This is a genomic window from Methylobacterium sp. Leaf469, assembly GCF_001424745.1.
Lineage (GTDB): Bacteria > Pseudomonadota > Alphaproteobacteria > Rhizobiales > Beijerinckiaceae > Methylobacterium.
The window spans coordinates 286,119-303,571 of record NZ_LMRE01000012.1; the positions used below are offsets into that span (position 1 = coordinate 286,119).

At 70.7% G+C, this 17,453-nt stretch carries 18 protein-coding genes and 1 riboswitch; of the genes, 8 read left to right on the forward strand and 10 right to left on the reverse strand.

Annotation, left to right across the window (positions count from 1 at the left end; translation table 11 throughout):
- Nucleotides 1-10: 10 nt before the first annotated feature.
- The 6 genes from ASG60_RS09160 to ASG60_RS09185 all read right to left on the reverse strand — a co-directional run bounded on the left by ASG60_RS09160 (nucleotide 11) and on the right by ASG60_RS09185 (nucleotide 6,270).
- The gene (locus ASG60_RS09160; RefSeq protein WP_056170249.1) at nucleotides 11-877 is read right to left on the reverse strand and encodes a hypothetical protein; all 867 of its coding nucleotides are present in this window, start codon (nucleotides 875-877) and stop codon (nucleotides 11-13) included.
- A 252-nt stretch (nucleotides 878-1,129) separates the two neighbouring features.
- Entirely contained in the window at nucleotides 1,130-1,531 is a 402-nt protein-coding gene (gene msrB / locus ASG60_RS09165) for a peptide-methionine (R)-S-oxide reductase MsrB (RefSeq protein ID WP_244476616.1), read from the reverse strand.
- A 72-nt stretch (nucleotides 1,532-1,603) separates the two neighbouring features.
- Nucleotides 1,604-2,758: a YihY/virulence factor BrkB family protein gene (locus ASG60_RS09170; RefSeq protein WP_056260922.1), complete on the reverse strand. Its 1,155-nt coding sequence runs from the start codon at nucleotides 2,756-2,758 to the stop codon at nucleotides 1,604-1,606.
- Between the two features lie 127 nt (nucleotides 2,759-2,885).
- Nucleotides 2,886-4,406, reverse strand: a complete 1,521-nt coding sequence (locus ASG60_RS09175; protein WP_056385145.1) for a malonyl-CoA synthase — start codon at nucleotides 4,404-4,406, stop codon at nucleotides 2,886-2,888.
- A gap of 30 nt (nucleotides 4,407-4,436) precedes the next feature.
- A complete protein-coding gene (locus tag ASG60_RS09180) occupies nucleotides 4,437-5,843 on the reverse strand; it encodes a malonyl-CoA decarboxylase (protein ID WP_056304505.1) in 1,407 nt (468 codons plus the stop codon).
- 226 nt (nucleotides 5,844-6,069) lie between these two features.
- Entirely contained in the window at nucleotides 6,070-6,270 is a 201-nt protein-coding gene (locus ASG60_RS09185; protein ID WP_056170262.1) for a hypothetical protein, read from the reverse strand.
- A 368-nt stretch (nucleotides 6,271-6,638) separates the two neighbouring features.
- Here ASG60_RS09185 and ASG60_RS09190 point away from each other — a divergent pair, with 368 nt between their 5' ends.
- A complete protein-coding gene (locus ASG60_RS09190) occupies nucleotides 6,639-7,829 on the forward strand; it encodes an MFS transporter (RefSeq protein WP_056385302.1) in 1,191 nt (396 codons plus the stop codon).
- On the opposite strand, the gene cobD is transcribed toward ASG60_RS09190, so the two are convergent.
- The gene (cobD, locus tag ASG60_RS09195; RefSeq protein ID WP_244476617.1) at nucleotides 7,822-8,817 is read right to left on the reverse strand and encodes a threonine-phosphate decarboxylase CobD; all 996 of its coding nucleotides are present in this window, start codon (nucleotides 8,815-8,817) and stop codon (nucleotides 7,822-7,824) included. The genes ASG60_RS09190 and cobD overlap by 8 nt on opposite strands.
- Here cobD and cbiB point away from each other — a divergent pair, their 5' ends adjacent.
- On the forward strand, nucleotides 8,818-9,819 hold the full coding sequence (gene cbiB / locus ASG60_RS09200) for an adenosylcobinamide-phosphate synthase CbiB (RefSeq protein ID WP_056385147.1): 1,002 nt from the start codon (nucleotides 8,818-8,820) through the stop codon (nucleotides 9,817-9,819).
- A gap of 35 nt (nucleotides 9,820-9,854) precedes the next feature.
- Nucleotides 9,855-10,916, forward strand: a complete 1,062-nt coding sequence (locus tag ASG60_RS09205; protein ID WP_244476618.1) for a DUF3616 domain-containing protein — start codon at nucleotides 9,855-9,857, stop codon at nucleotides 10,914-10,916.
- 297 nt (nucleotides 10,917-11,213) lie between these two features.
- Here the strand turns inward: ASG60_RS09205 and ASG60_RS09210 are convergent, their stop codons facing one another.
- Genes ASG60_RS09210 through cobU form a run of 3 tightly spaced genes read right to left on the reverse strand, consistent with a single transcriptional unit; the run spans nucleotide 11,214 to nucleotide 13,814 of the window.
- Entirely contained in the window at nucleotides 11,214-12,668 is a 1,455-nt protein-coding gene (locus tag ASG60_RS09210) for a cobyric acid synthase (RefSeq protein ID WP_200947661.1), read from the reverse strand.
- A 13-nt stretch (nucleotides 12,669-12,681) separates the two neighbouring features.
- A complete protein-coding gene (gene cobO, locus ASG60_RS09215) occupies nucleotides 12,682-13,284 on the reverse strand; it encodes a cob(I)yrinic acid a,c-diamide adenosyltransferase (protein ID WP_056170271.1) in 603 nt (200 codons plus the stop codon).
- Nucleotides 13,281-13,814 carry a bifunctional adenosylcobinamide kinase/adenosylcobinamide-phosphate guanylyltransferase gene (gene cobU, locus ASG60_RS09220; RefSeq protein WP_200947662.1) on the reverse strand — a complete coding sequence of 178 codons (534 nt, stop codon included), beginning with the start codon at nucleotides 13,812-13,814 and terminating at the stop codon, nucleotides 13,281-13,283. Before cobU ends, cobO begins: the two co-directional genes overlap by 4 nt.
- Nucleotides 13,815-13,923: 109 nt before the next feature.
- Nucleotides 13,924-14,121, forward strand: a riboswitch (cobalamin riboswitch).
- A gap of 52 nt (nucleotides 14,122-14,173) precedes the next feature.
- Here cobU and ASG60_RS09225 point away from each other — a divergent pair.
- The 5 genes from ASG60_RS09225 to ASG60_RS09245 are packed head-to-tail and all read left to right on the forward strand — an operon-like array spanning nucleotide 14,174 to nucleotide 17,440.
- Entirely contained in the window at nucleotides 14,174-14,350 is a 177-nt protein-coding gene (locus tag ASG60_RS09225) for a CbtB-domain containing protein (protein ID WP_056170275.1), read from the forward strand.
- Nucleotides 14,351-14,378: 28 nt separating this feature from the next.
- Nucleotides 14,379-15,140 carry a CbtA family protein gene (locus tag ASG60_RS09230; protein ID WP_056170278.1) on the forward strand — a complete coding sequence of 254 codons (762 nt, stop codon included), beginning with the start codon at nucleotides 14,379-14,381 and terminating at the stop codon, nucleotides 15,138-15,140.
- Nucleotides 15,133-15,525: a DUF1636 domain-containing protein gene (locus ASG60_RS09235; RefSeq protein WP_056170281.1), complete on the forward strand. Its 393-nt coding sequence runs from the start codon at nucleotides 15,133-15,135 to the stop codon at nucleotides 15,523-15,525. The genes ASG60_RS09230 and ASG60_RS09235 overlap by 8 nt, the downstream gene beginning before the upstream one ends.
- Nucleotides 15,522-16,556: a cobalamin biosynthesis protein CobW gene (gene cobW / locus ASG60_RS09240; RefSeq protein WP_056170284.1), complete on the forward strand. Its 1,035-nt coding sequence runs from the start codon at nucleotides 15,522-15,524 to the stop codon at nucleotides 16,554-16,556. The genes ASG60_RS09235 and cobW overlap by 4 nt, the downstream gene beginning before the upstream one ends.
- 5 nt (nucleotides 16,557-16,561) lie before the next feature.
- Nucleotides 16,562-17,440, forward strand: coding sequence for a DUF4349 domain-containing protein (locus tag ASG60_RS09245; protein ID WP_056385309.1), 879 nt, complete (start codon nucleotides 16,562-16,564; stop codon nucleotides 17,438-17,440).
- Nucleotides 17,441-17,453: the final 13 nt, after the last annotated feature.

The window sequence follows — 17,453 nt, forward strand, 5'->3', positions numbered from 1 at the left end:
GGGACGCCGATCAGGTCTGGTTGCGGCGCGGGCGGACAGTCCAGCGTTCGAATTCGCCCGCAGCCTCTTCGGCACGCGCCGGCTGGGCGGGCTCGCCCTCCGGCGGCAGGGGCTGCGGATTGCCGAGTGCCTGCGACAGGCTCTCGATGACCTCGTCGATGCGGGCGTCGTTCTGGCCAGCCTCCGGGTGAGCAGGCTCGGGCGCCGCGACCGGCGCAGGGGCCGCGGCCTGCGGGCTGGGCTGGGCTGCGGTTCCGCCCCCGGCGACCCGGCGCAAGGCCTTCATCATCCCGTCCTCGTCCGCCGGCTTCGCGGCGGCACCCGACGCGCCGCCGTAGCGGCCGAAGCCGAACCGGGGTTCGACGAGGTCGAGCACCGCTTCCAGGGCGGCGTTGCTCAGGGCGATCTCGCCCGGCTGAGGTACGCCCTGGAGGGCGACGGCATGGCGCTCGTACGCCGCGTCGCCGGACACCTCGGGGCCGAACCAGACCGGCACGGAGAAGCCGTTTGCGTCTCCGATCTCGTCGAAGGTCACGCTCACGAGGTCGAGATTGCCCGGGGCGACGTAACGGTCGACCCGCGCCTCACGGCCGGCACCGAGCGCGATCACCGTGCGGTCGTACTGCGCCTTGCCGCTGCAAACGTCGAGGAGGGCGTCGCCATGGGCGCGCGGCACGTCCGTGCGCTCCTCGCTCGAAGCGCCGTTCTGATCCGTGTTGACGAGGACGAGATGGCATTGCTGGCCATCGACCCGAACGTACGAGACCCGGCCGGCCTGGGGCGCGAAGTAGCCCTCGGTGACCCGTGCGCCACCACGCTCCTTGCGGATCAGGCGAACGAGGGACGGGGCGACGAGGAACCGGCGGACGATGCTCATTGCGGACTCTCCGGGGGTCTGTTCGTCCCACGGTCGAAGATCCGCCGGACTGACAATCGAGGGCGTCTCGATCCGGAAAGGAATGCATCGGGCATCCCCTTCCCAGACCGAAGCTGCGGTATTCATTTAAAAATTGACTCTCGGGACTAAGCAAAACACCGCAGAAATCAAGATCGCGCGCCGGACCACCCCCGCGATCCACCGCGCCGTCCCCAGCTCAGCGGGTCATACGACCTTCGGAGCCGATCCGTCTCACGCCTCGGGTTCGAAGCGGAGCGAAACCCCGTTCATGCAGTAGCGCAGGCCGGTGGGGGCGGGTCCATCGTCGAAGACGTGGCCGAGATGGCCCTTGCAGCGGGCGCAATGGGCCTCCGTCCGGGTCATCCAATGGCTGCGATCGACCTGGGTCTCGACCGCGTCGGGGAACGGCTCGAAGAAGCTCGGCCAGCCGGTGCCGGATTCGAACTTGGTGCCGTTCTCGAACAGCGGGGCATCGCACCCGGCACAATGAAACACGCCCGGACGTTTCTCCGCGTTGAGGCAGCTCGTTCCGGCGCGCTCGGTGCCGTGCCCACGCAGGACACGGTACTGCTCGGGGGAAAGAATCTCGCGCCATTCGGCGTCGGTGCGGGTGTCGGCGGTCGGTGCGGTCATGATCTGATCCATCGAGAGGAAACGGTGTGTCCCCTAGATAGGGTCCCGACCCCGCCCCGAGGAGGCCGGGCGTCAGGCCACGGCGCCGAGGGTGTCGGCCATCCGGGCCCGGCGTGCGCCCATGGGCAAGGGAGCGCCCGTGGTGGTGTCGTGCGCGGTCTGGTGCTCCATCTCGGCGTTGATCTCGCCGCCGAGCAGCACGATGGTCGTCGAGATCCAGATCCACGTCATGAAGCCGATGGCCGCCCCGAGGGATCCGTAGGTCTCGTTGTAGTTGCCGAAGCTCGAGACGTACCAGGAGAACAAGATCGAGGCGATGAGCCACAGCACGCCGGCGACGGCGCCGCCGACGCCGACCCAGCGCCAGCGCGGCCGCTCCCGGCTCGGCCCGTAGCGATAGAGCAGCGACAGGCCGCCGAGCACCACCACCAGCATGGCCGGCCAGCGCAGCTGCGCCAGAAGCCAGGCGGTGTCGCTGAAGCCCACGAAGGTGAACACGAGGGGCAGCACGACGATGCTCGACAGCGCGAAGATCGTGAACAGCAGGGCGCCGATGGTGAAGGTGAGCGAACGCAGGTTCAGCATCACGAACGAGCGCTTCTCCTCCTCCTCGTAGACCACATTGAGGGCATCGAACATCGCCTTCATGGCGGCGTTGGCGCTCCAGAGGGAGATGAGAAGACTCGTGAAGAAGGTCAGCCCCAGGGACCCTCCGCCCTTGGCGGCGATGCGCTTGACCTGATCGCCGATGATCTCGATAGCCCCCGACGGCAGCACACCCTGCAGGCTCGCCAGATGCTCGTTGATGGAGCCGACATCGGCGACGAGGCCGTAGCAGGTGACCAGGGCGGCGATGGCCGGGAACAGGGACAGGAGGGTGTAGAACGTCACCCCGGCGGCGACGGACAGCACCCGATCCTTGTTGAACTCAAGGTAGACCCGGAACAGGATGTCCTTCCAGCCCTTGGAGGTGATCTCCATCGGGGTCCGGGCGGCGCGACCGCGCTCGACCTGCGTGGCCGCGACCCATTCGGCGGAGCGCCCGCTGTGGGAGCGCGCCCCCTCCTCCCGGCACCGGTCGGGCTCGGGCGCGGCGGCGGGTCCATCCCGTCGTGGCCGCCCGCTCGTGCCGGCCGCGAGGGCGACGAGGGCCGCCCCCATGGCCAGGGTCCACAGCACGGAAGCCGCGCCGCTCGAAGCGGTCGCCGGTTCGGGGGAGGAAGACATCGCAGCGTGGACCGGTTGGTTCAGGAAGCCAAGCTTGAGCTTACGCGCGGACAAACGTCAACGCGGATGCGGACGTTCCAAAGATGCCGCAGGCGTGGATCTTCCAGGCGCGCCGCAGGCGCCTGCGTCAGGTGCGAAAAAGATCCGCATGGGTTTCCCGAAGGACGTTCTTCTGGACCTTGCCCATGGCGTTGCGCGGCAGATTCTCCACGAACAGCACCCGCTTGGGGCACTTGTAGCGGGCGAGCCGCGCCTCGAGGGTGCGCAGGATCGTGGCCTCGTCGGGAGCGCCCTCCCGGGCGACGACCACGGCCGCGACGCCTTCACCGAAATCGGCGTGGGCCAAGCCGATCACCGCCGATTCGACCACACCCGGCAGGGCATCGATCTCGTTCTCGACCTCCTTCGGATAGACGTTGTAGCCACCGGTGATGATGAGGTCCTTTCCGCGCCCGACGATGTGCACGTAGCCGTCAGCGTCGATCTTGCCGAGGTCGCCGGTGATGAAGAACCCGTCGGCCTTGAACTCGGCCGCGGTCTTCTCCGGCATGCGCCAGTAGCCCTGGAACACGTTGGGGCCCTTCACCTCAATCATGCCAACGGCGTCGGTGCCGAGTGCGGCCCCCGTCTCGGGGTCCACCACCCGGACGACGACGCCCGGCAGCGCCGATCCGACGGTGCCGGCGACACGGGCCCCGTCATACGGGTTCGAGGTGTTCATGTTGGTCTCGGTCATGCCGTAGCGCTCGAGGATGGCGTGGCCCGTGCGGGCCTGCCAGTCGCGGTGCGTGTCGGCGAGGAGGGGCGCCGAGCCGGAGACGAACAGCCGGATCGTCTTCGTGGCGGCGGGATCGAGTCCCGGCTCCCTGAGAAGGCGGGTGTAGAAGGTCGGCACGCCCATCATCGCCGTCGCACGCGGCATCAGCCCGAGAACCTGTGCCGCATCGAACTTCGCCAGGAACAGGAGCGTGCCGCCCGTGGCCAGAACGGTGTTGGTGGCGACGAACAAGCCGTGGGTGTGAAACACCGGAAGGGCGTGCAGCAGCACGTCGTCGGCCGTGAAGCGCCAGAACGCCGCCAGGGTCCGGGCGTTCGAGGCGAGGTTCTCGTGGGTGAGCATGGCGCCTTTGGAACGCCCGGTGGTGCCGGAGGTGTAGAGGATGGCGGCGAGATCGTCGGCCCCGCGCGCCACGTCGGTGAAGTCATCCGCCGCCGCATCCGCCGCCGCGACCATGCTCCCGCGCCCGGATGCATCGAGGGTCCGCACCTGCGCCACGCCGGCATCGCGCGCGTTGGACTCCAAGGCCCCGTGCTTGCCCGGATCGCACACGAACACCGAGGGTTCCGCATCCCCGAGGAAGTAGGCGACCTCGTGGGCGGTGTAGGCGGTGTTCAGCGGCAGGAACACCGCCCCGGCCCGCACGGTCCCAAGGTACAGGAACAGGAATTCCGGGCTCTTCTCGGCCTGGACCGCGACCCGGTCGCCGGGCTTCACCCCAAGCCCGACGAGGGCCTCCGCGTAAGCGGCCGAACGCGCCAGCAGGTCGGCGTAGGTGAAGTGCGTGCCGTCTCCCGTCTCGACGAAGGCTTTCGTGGTCGGATCGGCAGGCAGGTTGGCGCGGACGAGATCGAAGAGGTGATTGGGCATGCGGGCTTCAGGTGGCTTTCGGTCGAACTCTCACGCGTCGGCGAGGGCCACGGCGCGGGTGGGCGGCAGATTGTTGCGCAACTCGCGGCTCACCGCGCTGGAAGCGGCGACGGTCCCGAGGTTGGCGTAGGTCTCGTGGTTCTTCTCGATGGCCGCGAGGTCGTAAAGGTAATTCACCATCAGCCCACGGGACTGGGCCAGCCCCTTGGCCGAGACGTCGCCGAGGAAGTTCAGGCGTTCCAGCCGGGCCCCGTTGCCGAGGTGGAACCGGGCGACGGGGTCGAGGGGCTTGCCGCGCTCGTTCTTGGCGCGGAGGAAGTAGGCGGCGGCCGCCGGGATCATCGCCTTGCGGACGGCCTCGCACTTCGTCTTGTCGGCCTGCCAGTCCGGCTCGTCGATGATCCGCAGGGCCTCGACATCCTCGCGGGTCAGCCCCTGCGGCGCGTCGGCCCGGCGCTCGCGGTCGAGCCACGTCGCGAAGCCCGGTACCGGCGACAGGGTGACGAAGGTCTTCAGGCTCGGAATCTCCCGGGCGAGATCCTCCACCACCTGCTTGATGAGAAAGTTGCCGAAGGTGACGCCGGCGAGCCCCTTCTGGCAGTTCGAGATCGAGTAGAAGATCGCCGTGGTGGCCGCGCGCGGCGCCAGGATCTCGCGCTCGTGGGCCAGGATCGGGGCGATGGCCGGGGCGATGGCGGCGGTGAGCGCCACCTCCACGAAGATCAGCGGCTCGTCGACGAGGGCCGGGTGGAAGAACGCGAAGCAGCGCCGGTCACGGGGTTCGATGCGACGGCGCAGGTCGTCCCAGTCGGCGATGGCATGGACCGCCTCGTAGCGGATGATCTTCTCGAGGATGTGGGCGGGCGTCGTCCAGTCGATGTGGCGCAGCACGAGGAAGCCGCGGTTGAACCACGAGGCGAACAGATGCTCGAAATCGCTGTCGAGGCTGTCGGCCGCGTCGATGAGATCGGGGTCGGCCTCCTCGTCCCGCAGGGCGCGGCGTAGCCCGAGCAGGTCCTCCCGCATGCGGACCAGCGCGAGGGTGCCGTCCCGGGCGAGGTTGAGGCGGCGGATCAGTTCCTGGCTGCGCGGCTCGGCTGCGTCGTGCAGAACGCCGAGCGCCGCCCGGGTCGGGTCGGCACGGTAGGCCGCGATGGCCTCGTCGACGGCCTCGTGGTCGGCGGCGAACTCGGTGGCGACGAGGCGGAGAAAGCTCGCCCGTTCGGGCCGGGCGAGGCTGGCGTAGCGGTCGAGGATAAGGCGGGCGAGGGCGACGCCCGAGGCTTCGCCGCGGCGGGAAATGAGATCCTCGCAGAGCTTGACGAGTTCCCCCGGATCGGCACGGGCGGCGAGGTCGCCGCGTCCGAACCCGATGAGGTCGCGGCCGCGGTCGCTGATGGTCTGCAGCAGATCGCCGAAGAAAGAGATCGCCGCCATGGAAGCTGCCCGTCCCCGTGCTGGCGCCCGGACCGGGCGTATCCACCCCACGCATCCGCGCAGGGTTCGACGAACCTTCTATGACGGCCCCGCTCGAAGGACCAGGGACCGAAGCGGGTTCGCAGTCACGGCCCCCAAGCTTCGGCGAGGGATGGACGAAGGTTCTTTCCGCGGAACCGCCGAACGCCTGCGTGGACTCGGATACGAGAAAGGAACGCCGTATCCCTCAGCTCGCATCCCCGCCGGCAATGATCTCGGCCCGGTCGGCCCGCTCCCGCCAATCCTCGACCCCGTGCTGGCGCGCGAAGCGCAATTCGGCAGCGCGCAGGGCCCGCATGGGATCGCGGGCTCGGACAATGGCCACGGAGCCGACGGGGAACGGTACCCCGAGAATCTCCTTGGCGAACTCGATACGGTAATTCGGCATGCGAGGCTCCGTCATCGGACCCGGCACCGCGCTCCGGTGGAACGAAGCGTGGCATCACCCGATCCCGTTCACGATCAGACCGCAAGAATCCGCGTATTCCAAGAGCCTCGCCCGGCTTGTACGCCGTCTTCGGGTGGCCTTGGCCGTCAAATCGTGCAGTCCCTACCTCGAAAACATGAGAACGGGCTCATCCGAAGGTAACGGTCCTGCGACGACGCGTCCGGCCGGCCCGCTCCACCGGCCTTGCCGACACGGCCCGCTGGGCCTTACTCACCCCTCCTCACCCCGATCGGAAGGTTTTCGGCCATGACGCTTTCGGCCATGCCAGAGACGTGCGCTTGGTGCCCGGCGGCGACACGGGGCGCGGCATGAGCGGAACAGCACCGGCGACGGACCACGACTTCACCCTTCGGGCACGCCTCGGCCTCACCCTCATCGCCGGGGGCGCCGTGGCGAACATCTACTACAACCAGCCCCTTCTCGCCCTGCTGGTGAGCGAATTCGGTGACCGGGCGGCAGTCCTGGTGCCGACCGCTTCCCTCGTCGGCTACGGTCTCGGCATCCTGTGCCTCGTGCCCATCGGCGACAGCCTGCCGCGGCGCGGCCTGATCCTGGCGCAGATGCTCGGCCTCGCCGTGGCCCTCCTGGCGGCGGCCATGAGTCCCAACCTCGGAGCGCTCGCAGGAGCGAGCCTCGCCATCGGGTTCCTCGCCTCGGCCGCGCAGCAGGCGGTGCCATTCGCCGCCGAACTCGCCCCCGACGCCACCCGAGGCCGCATGGTCGGCCAAGTGATGACCGGGCTCCTCAGCGGCATCCTCCTGGCGCGGACGGTGAGTGGCTTCGTAGGCGCGCAATACGGCTGGCGCGCGGTGTTCTACGCCGCCAGCGCCGTGGCGCTGATCATCGCCGGGATCGCCGCCGCGACCCTGCCGCGCACGGCCCAGACCAGGCCCCTGCGCTACCGCGCCCTGATGGTGTCGATCCTCCATCTGGTTCGCACCCAGCCGGCCCTGCGCCGCTCCAGCCTGTGCCAGGGATTGCTGTTTGCGAGCTTCAACGCGTTCTGGACGACCCTCGCCCTCCTGGTCGAAGCGCCGCCCTTCGATCTCACGGCGGCCGGCGCCGGGCTGTTCGGCGTCATCGGGGTCGTCGGCGCGTTCATCGCGCCGGTCTCGGGCCGCTACACCGACCGGCGCGGCGCCCGGCCCGTGGTGGTGGCCGGCAGCCTGTTCGTGGTGGCGGCCTTCGTGGTCCTGTGGGCCGGCGGCAACATCTCCCTCGTGGCCGTGGGGCTCGGCGTTCTCCTCATCGACATCGGCCTCAACGGCGCACTCATCGCCAACCAGACCCGGGTCTACGCCCTCGTCCCGGGCGCGCGCGGACGGGTGAACACGGTTCTTTTCACGGTGATGTTCGTGTTCGGGGCGCTCGGGGCCTTCGCCGGCAGCCAAGCCTTCCTCATGGCCGGCTGGCCCGGCGTCTGCGCCGTGGGCCTCGCCCTCTCGGGCGCAGGCCTCCTCGTCGCGATCCTCGAGCCCGGGACGCCGAAGGTTACCTGAGGACCCGGGAGAGCCGGCACCATTCGGTCCTGTCCGCCGGCAGGCCGAAGCGCAGGCGCGCGGGGGCCGCGGCGAAGCGCCGGACGTAGATCCCGGCGGCGCCGAGTCGCGCGAACAGTTCCGGCCCGTTCGGGAAGTCCGCCGTGCGGAACAGGCGGGTTCCGCCGACCACCCGCCCACCGGCGCGGGCGATCATCCGGTCGAGGCGTCCCGCATCGGCACCGCGCGCGACCGACGCGGCGCGGCGCCACTCGGCATCGGCGAGCGCCGCCCGGCCGATGGCCAGCGCCGGTCCCGACACCGCCCAGGGGCCGAGCGCCTCCGCAAGGCGGCCCGCAAGGGTAGGCTCCGCCAGGGCGAAGCCGAGTCGAATGCCAGCGAGCCCATAGGTCTTGCCGAAGGAGCGCAGGACCACGAGACCCGGCCGGAGATGCGGCCCGAGGGAGTCGACGGTTTCGAGATCCGCGAAGGCTTCGTCCACCACCAGGAGGCCGCCACGTGCCGCCAGCCGATCCGCGTGCGTGCGGAGCGTGGCGCCGTCCCAGGTCCGCCCGTCGGGGTTGTTCGGATTGACCACCACCACGACGTCGGCCTCCGCGTCGAGCGTCGACACGGCCACGACGGAATGGCCGGCCCTCCCCCACGCGGCCGCGTGCTCGGCATAGGTCGGCCCCACCACGGCGACACGGGCGCGGGGCCACAGGCGCGGCAGGGTCTCGATGAGGATCTGCGTGCCGGGGGCGGCCGCGATCCCGCGCGGATCGGCGACACCGTAGGCCCGGGCCGCCGCCGCGTTCAGGGCCGCGAGGTCGGCCGACGACGGCAGGCGGTGGAACACGCTGGCCTCGAGGGGCGGACACGGGTAGGGCACCGGATTGATCCCCGTCGAGAGGTCGATCCACGGTGTCGGCGCATCCGGGAACAGGGTGCGCGCCGCGTCGAGATCGCCGCCATGCGCGATGGGGACTGGCTCGCTGACCGAACCCACATGCCCTGGACCGCCTTCACCCATCCGCCCGATACGCTCGCCATCCTGCTGCTCGCCCTGACCGTCGAGGCGGCCGCCGGCTATCCCGACCGGCTCTACAGGGCGCTCGGCCACCCTGTCACCTGGATCGGCGCCCTCATCGGCCGGCTCGACGGGGGGCTGAACCGCGGCGGCCCCGCCCGTCGCCGCGCCATGGGCGTGCTGGCCACCCTCATCCTTCTCACCGTGGTCGCCGCCGTCGCCTTCGGACTGACGGTGGGCGCATCCCTGCTCGGCCAGTGGGGCGGCACCGCCATCCTCGCTTTCCTCTGCGCCAGCCTGCCGGCCCAACGTAGCCTGCACGACCACGTCGCCCGCGTGGCGGCGGATCTTCGTGACGACGGCTTGACGGGCGGGCGCGTCGCCGTGTCGATGATCGTCGGACGCAATCCCGAAACCCTCAACGAGGCCGGCATCTGCCGGGCCGCCATCGAGAGTCTCGCCGAGAACTTCTCCGACGGGATCGTGGCGCCGGCATTCTGGATCGGCGTCGGCGGCCTGCCGGGCGGCGCGCTCTACAAGGCGATCAACACCGCCGACAGCATGATCGGCCATCGCACCCCGCGCCACGAAGCCTACGGCTGGGCCGCCGCCCGCCTCGACGACTTCGTCAACCTGCCGGCCTCGCGCCTCGCCGGCGGACTCATCGTCGTGGCGGCGCTGTTTCAGGGCGGCGCCTCGCCGGGCGCGGCATGGCGGGCCCTCCGGCGCGACGCCCGACGCCACCGCTCGCCCAACGCCGGGTGGCCCGAGGCCGCCATGGCCGGAGCCCTCGGCCTGCGGCTCGCCGGTCCGCGCGTCTACGGCGCGACCTCAGTCGAGGATGCCTGGATGGGCGATGGCCGCGCCGAGGCGGGCCCGGCCGACGTGGAGCGGGCCCTCGCCCTCTATCGCACGGCGTGCCTCCTGCTGTTCGGCCTCACCGCGGTGACGTTCGCCCTCGTCGCGGTTGCGCTGCTATGAGCACGGCCACGCCGCCCGTCCGTCGGAGATACCGCATGATTCGTCCTTCCCTCGTCGCTGCCGCATGGGGACTGGCGTTCCTGTCGCCGGCCCGGGCCGAGATGCTGCAGCCCGTGGGGCAGCCCTACGCGGTCGCCGAGGGACTGGCGGGCGAGATCACGAAGAAGAAGACCAAGCCGGCCGAGGACATCAGCGGCATCGCCTGCGCGCCGGCCGAAGCCGGTCGGCGCAACTGCGTCGTGGTGGACGACGAGGCGGCGGGCGCCCAGTTCGTCACCCTCCAGGGCACGACGCTGACCCCGGGCGCCGTCGTCGACATCGTCGGCCGCAAGCCGCCCACCACCACCGTCGGCGCGCCCCCGACCACGGGCGACTGCACCCTGGGCCAAGGCGCGTACCGCGAGATGGACGGCGAGGCCGTGGCGTATGCGGCACCCGACTTCTACGTCACCGGCTCGCATGGCTGCAGCCGTCGGGGGCGGGAGTTCAAGCTCTCCACCGCGATCCTCGCGCGCCTGCGCGCCGACGCCACCGGGACCAGGGTGGAGACCACCTACCGCCTCGGCGACGCCCTGCGAAATGCAGATACGGTGGGCGCGTATTTTCTGAAGGATCTGGAACCCCGCGAGGGCGGCAAGCCGCTCTTCGGTCTCAACGTCGAGGGCCTCGCGGTCATCGGCGACACTCTCTACGCGGGTCTCCGCGCGCCCGTCATCGACGGACGGGCCTTCCTCGTCTCCGTACCCGTCGCGCCCCTGTTCGCCCCCGGCGACGCGCCGCTCGACGTCAAGCCGACGACGATCCCCCTCGCCCTCGGGGCCGAGGCCGGCATCCGCGATCTCACCGCCCTGCCGGACGGGCGCCTTCTCGTCCTCTCGGGTCCGACCCGCAACGGCTTGTCGGTGCCATATGGACTGTTCCTCGCGGATCCGTCGTCCGGCAAGGTCACGGCGCTCGGCACCCTCGCGCCATTGGACGGCGATGATTCCAGGGCGAAGCCCGAAGGCGTCGCGCGCCTCGGCCCAGGCCGGGTGCTGGTGGTGTTCGACAGCGTAGTGAACGGCGGGCCGCGCGAATACGCGGTGGCGATCCCGTAGGCGGCCGGCTCGGCGCATCAGGACGGGTCGAACCGATATTGCTCCGGCCTGACCGACCGCCGGCGTGCTTCGACGCGCAGTACCGCGGCGGAGCACCGACAGTACCGAGAACCATCAGGCCCGCAGCCCGAGACAACCCGCGAGGTCCTAGACCGGGGCCAAGGCGCGCCAGTGCGGATGCGCGGCGTGGCATCCTGCACGATGAAGCCGCGGGAATTGCCGACGGAGTCGATGACGGCGATGCCGGCAGCCGCGCCAGTCCTCCGCAAGGATCGGCCCCACCACGTGCCTGACCCGCTACGACGCCAGGACGAGCAGCCGGTCGCAATCCACATGGATTTCGAGGTGGTCGGCGAGCGCGTCGAGCACGGTCTCGATCCCCGCCTCGTAGGCGTCGCCGCCGGACCGGGCGCCGAGGCGCGCGAGCCACGCGGCGCGCTGCGCGTCGTCGGCGAACAGGCCATGCACGTAGGTGCCGGCGACCCGGCCGTCGGCCGAAATCGCCCCGTCCGGGCGACCATCGGCGAAACGAACGAGCGGGCGCACCGCGTCGGGCCCGGTGGTATCGCCCAGGTGCATCTCGTAGCCCGAGAACGGTACGCCGTCGGGCAACGAGGTGCCGGTGACGGCCTCGAGGCGCTTGACCGGGGTCATCACCGTCTCGACGTCGAGGAGCCCAAGACCCGGCACCGTCCGGGGGGCGCCCTCAATCCCGTGCGGGTCGGCGAGGCGGCGCCCAAGCATCTGGTAGCCGCCGCAGAGGCCGAGCACCCGGCCGCCGCGCCGGACATGGGCGGCGAGATCGATATCCCAGCCCTCGGACCGAAAGACATCGAGGTCCGCGATGGTGGTCTTCGAGCCCGGCAGGAGCACGAGGTCGGCCACGGGGATCGGCTCCCCCGGACGAACCAGAACCACGGAGACGTTCGGCTCGCCCCGCAGAGGATCGAGATCGTCGAAATTGGCGATGCGCGGCAGGACGGGGACGGCCACCACCGTGCGACCCGCCGCGCCTGCTTCGGAGCCGACCAGTCCCAGAACGTCCTCCGCGGGCAGGCGGACGGCGGACGGAAAATGCGGGATCAGCCCGAGGCTGGGCCAACCCGTGTGGCGGGCGATGAGGTCCATGCCGTCGGCGAACAGGCTCGGATCGCCGCGGAAGCGGTTGACGAGGAAGCCCCGGATCATCGCCGCGTCGGCCGGGTCGATCACCGCCTTCGTGCCGACGAGGCTGGCGATGACGCCGCCGCGGTCGATGTCGCCGAGCAGGATCACCGGCGTGTTCGACGCGCGGGCAAAGCCCATATTGGCGATGTCGCCGGCGCGCAGATTCACCTCCGACGCCGAGCCGGCGCCCTCGACCACGACGAGGTCGGCCTCGGCTTTCAGATGGGTGAAACTTTCGAGCACGGCCCCGAGGAGGCGCGGCTTCCAGCCCTGGTAGTCCCGGGCCGCGGCCTGGCCGACCATCCGGCCCTGCACCACGATCTGGCTGCCGGTCTCGCTCTGGGGCTTGAGGAGGACCGGGTTCATGTGGACCGAGGGCGCCACTCCGGCGGCCCTCGCCTGAAGCGCCTGGGCCCGTCCGATCTCGCCGCCATCGGCCGTGACGGCGGCGTTGTTCGACATGTTCTGCGGCTTGAACGGCCGCACCCGCAGCCCGCGCCGGGCGAAGGCGCGGCACAGACCGGCGACGATGAGGGATTTGCCGACATCCGAACCGGTGCCCTGGATCATGATGGCGCGGGTCATGACGGCTGGAACCTCAAAACTCGATCCCCTCCTGCGCCTTCACGCCCGCCGCGAAGTGGTGCTTCACGGAGCCCATCTCGGTGACGAGGTCGGCGGCCTCGACGAGGGCCGGCTTGGCATTGCGGCCGGTGACGATGACGTGGAGGTCCGGTCGGCGTGCCCGGAACGCCGCCACCACGTCGTCGATGGGCAGGTAGTCGTAGCGCAGCGCGATGTTGAGTTCGTCCAGCACCACGAGGCGGATGCTCGGATCGGCCATGAGATCCAGGGCCTTCGTCCAGGCGTGCTCGGCCGCCGCGATGTCGCGGGCCTTGTCCTGGGTCTCCCAGGTGAAGCCCTCGCCGAGGGTGTGCCAGTCGATCTGGTTCCCGAAGGCCTTCAAGGCGTGCTTCTCGCCCGTGTCCCAGGCGCCCTTGATGAACTGCACCACGCCGACCCGCCAGCCGTGGCCCAGCGCCCGCAGCATCAGGCCCAGGGCCGCCGTGGTCTTGCCCTTGCCGGGACCCGTGTTGACGATGAGGAGGCCCTTCTCGATGGTCTTCTCCGCCACCTCGGCATCCTGCACGGCCTTGCGCTTCTCCATCTTCTCCCGATGGCGGTCGGCGGCGTCGCTCATGCGTGGTCTCCATGTTGGGGTTTCACGATCATCGGCAGCCCCGCCACCATGAACACGACGCGGTCGGCCTGTGCGGCGAGGCGCTGATGAAGCCGCCCTGCCGCGTCGCGGAAGCGGCGGGCGAGGGCATTGTCGGGCACGATGCCGAGGCCGACCTCGCTGCCGACCAGGACCACCGGCCCCGGCGCGTCGGCGCAAGCGGAGAGCAGCGCCCCGGTCGCGGCCTCGACGTCGGCCTCCGCCAGGATCAGGTTGGTGAGCCAGAGGGTGAGGCAATCCACCAGTACCGGTCCGCGCGCGGCCGCGACCGCCTCGGGCAGGTCGATCGGCACGTCCTGCGTGATCCAGTCGGCCGACCTTCGGGTGCGGTGGAGGGCGATGCGGTCGCGCATCTCGTCGTCCCAGGCCTGGGCCGTTGCGAGATACAGCCAGGGTGGCGGCTGCGCCTCGATCACCCCCTCGGCATGGACGCTCTTGCCCGAGCGCGCGCCGCCGAGGACGAGGGTCACACGGGGGAATATCTCGGTCATGGGGGGGACGGCTGCCGCATAGGGCTTCTTTAGCCCGAAACGCCCTTGTGTGGTCAAAGGCGATGCAAACGGCACAGCGGCGCGTTGTCAGGGATCGCGCGACCGCGTAGAAGCATCGGGATCGGACGGTGCCCCGGCGACGGGGTGAAAAGGGAACGCGGTGAGGGGCAAGCGCCTTGAAACCGCGGCTGCCCCCGCAACTGTGAGCGGCGACGGGCCTGCCATCGGCCACCGGAGCGATCCGGGAAGGCGGCAGGTTCCGGATGACCCGCGAGCCAGGAGACCTGCCGTCCGGCACCGGGGACCTTCGTCCTCACCTTCGACCACGGCCGCCGGCGGGGCGGCCAGGAGATCAACCGATGTCGACCAACACCCTCGTTCTGACCGGCACCCGCACCAACGAGCGCCTCGGGGCCGTTCTCGTCGCCGCGTTCCTCGGCCTCGGCCTCGTGTTCATGGCGGGCTTCGCCCCGGCGATGGCGCTCCACAACGCGGCGCACGATTTCCGCCACACCCAGAATTTTCCCTGCCACTGAGCGCCTGGCGCCTGAAGGCAGACACCCCATGATCATCCGGCTCGTGTCGGCGGCCCTGGTCGCCGGCTTCCTCGCGGCTATCGTCGCGACGGGCCTGCAGCTCGCCCTGACCTCTCCGCTCATCATCGCGGCTGAGCGTTACGAGACGCAGGCTCAAGCCCCCGTATCGCCCCCCGCGCCGGGATTCGCATCCCTCGTGGTGCGGGTGCATGGCGGACACGATCACGGCGCGAAGGACCCGGGCGTGTCCGGCGGCGAGACCGCGCCCGCCTGGCAGCCCGGACCCGGACTGCCGCGCATGGCGTTCACGGCGCTCGCCACCCTGGTGGGCGGCGTCGGGTATGCCCTGCTGCTCGGCGCAGTGCTGCTGGCCTGCGGGCGCGAACCGACGCCCGAGACCGGCCTGCGCTTCGCCGTGGCGGGCTTCCTCGCCGTCGCCCTGGCGCCGGCCCTCGGCCTGCCGCCGGAACTACCGGGCATGGACGCCGCCCCCCTCGCCGATCGTCAGTTCTGGTGGGTGATGACCGCCGTCGCCACCGCCATGGGGCTCTACCTCATCGCCATCCGCCGCGCGCCGATCTCCATCGCGGGCGGCCTCGTCCTGATCGTGGCACCACACCTCGCCGGAGCACCCGAGACGAGCCACGCGGCTTCCGCCCTGCCGGCGGGCTACGCGGCCCAGTTCGCCGCACGCTCGCTCGGGATCGCCTTCGTGTTCTGGGCGGTCATCGGGCTCGCCTACGGCTGGGCCTGGGCCCTGTTCGGTCGCAAGGCGACGGCGCATGCCTGACGTGGTCACCCTCTACGTCTGCACCGCCTGCCGTACGGCGGGCGACCCGGCGGAACCCCGCGCCGGTGCGCGCCTCCTCGACGCGCTCCGGGAGGCTGTCGGTGAGCACGGCCAGACCGGCCTTCGGATCGAAGGCGTCGAGTGCCTCTCCGTCTGCAAGCGGCCATGCACGGTGGCGGTGGCCTCGGAAGGGCGCTGGACCTACGTCTACGGCGACCTCGACGCCACCGAATCCGCCCGGATCATCCTCGAAGGGGTCGGCCTCTACGGCGAGACGCCCGACGGCGTCGTGCCGTGGAAGGCGCGGCCCCAGGAATTCCGCAAGGGCGTCGTCGCCCGCATCCCGCCGCTCGCGGCGCACCCTAGTACGGACGCCGCCGAATGACCCTGGTCGAGAAGATTCCCTGCACCATCGTCACCGGCTTCCTCGGGGCCGGCAAGACGACCCTCGTGCGCCACCTCGTCGAGAACGCGAACGGCCGGCGGCTCGCGATCATCGTCAACGAGTTCGGGGATATCGGCTTCGACGGCTCGTTTCTCGCCGCCTGCGGCATCGAAGGCTGCCAAGACGAGGACATCGTCGAGCTCGCCAACGGCTGCATCTGCTGCACCGTGGCCGACGACTTCGTGCCGGCCCTGAACAAGCTCCTCGACCGAGCCGACCCACCCGAGCACATCCTTATCGAGACCTCCGGCCTCGCCCTGCCCAAGCCCTTGGTCCAGGCGTTCCAGTGGCCTGCGATCCGCTCGCGGGTCACCGTGGACGGCGTCATCGCGGTCATCGACGGTCCAGCCGTGGCGGCGGGCTTCTTCGCCGACGATCCGGCGGCCTCCGCCGCCCAGCGTGCCGAGGACACGAACGTCGATCACGACAATCCCCTGGAAGAGGTGTTCGAGGACCAGATCCTCTGCGCCGACCTCGTGGTGATGAACAAGGCCGACCTCCTCGACGCCGCCGGCCGCGAGAAGGTCCGCGCCGAGGTTCAGGCCCACCTGCCCCGCGCCGTGAAGATGGTGGAGGCCGAGCACGGCCGCCTCGATCCCCGCGTGATCCTGGGCCTCGGAGCCGCGGCCGAGGACGATCTCGACGCCAGACCCTCGCACCACGGCGAGGGCGAGGACCACGACCACGACGATTTCGACTCCGTGGCCCTGCCCGTCCCGGCCACGGCCACCGCCGAGGACCTGGCGATCCGCGTCGGTCGCGCGGCAGAGACCGCCGGCGTGCTGCGCATCAAGGGGTTCGCCGAAGTCACGGGCAAGCCCATGCGCCTCGTCGTGCAGGGTGTCGGCACCCGCATCGCGCATCACTACGACCGACCCTGGAAAAGCACGGAAGCCCGCGACGGCCGCCTCGTCGTCATCGGCCTCAAGGGATTCGATCAGGCGGCGGTCGCCGCCGCCCTGGCCGGGTGAGCGCCATGGCGGTACGGAACGGCCGCGCGGCGGCGGCCCTGGGCCTTGCCGTACTCCTCGGACTGGGGGGCTGCTCCGACACGCGCCCGCCGGCGCCCGACACCGCCAATCCCCTCGCGCTGGCCCAGCCCGCCCGCAACACCGCAGCCAAGCTCGCCTATACGCACGACCTCACCATCGGCCTGCCGCCCGATCGGGTGGCGGCGCATTTCGCGGCGGCGCGTGACCGCTGCCTGACCGATGCGGGCCTCGGCTGCATCCTCGTCACGTCGTCCATCGATGACGGTCCGCGTCCGCAGGGGCGACCGCAGGCGCAGATTCAGGTCCGGTTGCCGCACGAGTCCGTCGCCCCCTACGTGGCGTTCCTCACGGCTCCCCTGCCGGGCGAGGCGGCGGGCGATGTGGTCCTGCGGCGTCAGGCAACACGGGCCGACGACCTGACCACACCCATCGCGGACGGAGGACGCCGGCTCGCCCAGCTCGCCGCCTATCGCGCGCGCCTCGACGAACTGTCCGCGAAGGCGGACACGCGCGTGGAGGACCTCATCCGCATCGCCCAGGAACTCTCCAAGGTCCAATCCGAAATCGAGGAGGGGGAGGCGAAGCAGCGCGGCCTGCAACGGCGCGTCGATACCGAAATCGTCTCGGTTTCGCTTCGCTCGGACAGCGCGCGAGCGGGTGCCTTCGCCCCCGTCGAGGAAGCCTGGAGCCAGGCCGGCCAGACCTTCGGCGCCAGTGCGGGCGCCGCCCTGCGCTTCGCCGTCGCCAGCCTGCCCTGGCTTCCCGTGGCGGCGATCGGACTGTTCCTCGTCCGCGCCCTCTGGCGGCTGCGCCGGCGCAAACGCGCCCGGATCGGCCGGCCCCTCACGGAGGCGCGGCTGTGAGGTCGCGCATCCC

Coding starts and splice junctions, on each gene's coding strand:
- ASG60_RS09185 (WP_056170262.1), bottom strand. CDS start 6,270: ATGCCGAATTACCGTATCGAGTTCGCCAAGGAGATTCTCGGGGTACCG.
- cobO (WP_056170271.1), bottom strand. CDS start 13,284: ATGAGCGACGCCGCCGACCGCCATCGGGAGAAGATGGAGAAGCGCAAG.
- cbiB (WP_056385147.1), top strand. CDS start 8,818: ATGCCCTGGACCGCCTTCACCCATCCGCCCGATACGCTCGCCATCCTG.
- ASG60_RS09170 (WP_056260922.1), bottom strand. CDS start 2,758: ATGTCTTCCTCCCCCGAACCGGCGACCGCTTCGAGCGGCGCGGCTTCC.
- cobW (WP_056170284.1), top strand. CDS start 15,522: ATGACCCTGGTCGAGAAGATTCCCTGCACCATCGTCACCGGCTTCCTC.
- msrB (WP_244476616.1), bottom strand. CDS start 1,531: ATGACCGCACCGACCGCCGACACCCGCACCGACGCCGAATGGCGCGAG.
- ASG60_RS09235 (WP_056170281.1), top strand. CDS start 15,133: ATGCCTGACGTGGTCACCCTCTACGTCTGCACCGCCTGCCGTACGGCG.
- ASG60_RS09160 (WP_056170249.1), bottom strand. CDS start 877: ATGAGCATCGTCCGCCGGTTCCTCGTCGCCCCGTCCCTCGTTCGCCTG.
- ASG60_RS09225 (WP_056170275.1), top strand. CDS start 14,174: ATGTCGACCAACACCCTCGTTCTGACCGGCACCCGCACCAACGAGCGC.
- cobU (WP_200947662.1), bottom strand. CDS start 13,814: ATGACCGAGATATTCCCCCGTGTGACCCTCGTCCTCGGCGGCGCGCGC.
- ASG60_RS09230 (WP_056170278.1), top strand. CDS start 14,379: ATGATCATCCGGCTCGTGTCGGCGGCCCTGGTCGCCGGCTTCCTCGCG.
- ASG60_RS09190 (WP_056385302.1), top strand. CDS start 6,639: ATGAGCGGAACAGCACCGGCGACGGACCACGACTTCACCCTTCGGGCA.
- ASG60_RS09205 (WP_244476618.1), top strand. CDS start 9,855: ATGATTCGTCCTTCCCTCGTCGCTGCCGCATGGGGACTGGCGTTCCTG.
- ASG60_RS09210 (WP_200947661.1), bottom strand. CDS start 12,668: ATGACCCGCGCCATCATGATCCAGGGCACCGGTTCGGATGTCGGCAAA.
- ASG60_RS09175 (WP_056385145.1), bottom strand. CDS start 4,406: ATGCCCAATCACCTCTTCGATCTCGTCCGCGCCAACCTGCCTGCCGAT.
- ASG60_RS09245 (WP_056385309.1), top strand. CDS start 16,562: ATGGCGGTACGGAACGGCCGCGCGGCGGCGGCCCTGGGCCTTGCCGTA.
- ASG60_RS09180 (WP_056304505.1), bottom strand. CDS start 5,843: ATGGCGGCGATCTCTTTCTTCGGCGATCTGCTGCAGACCATCAGCGAC.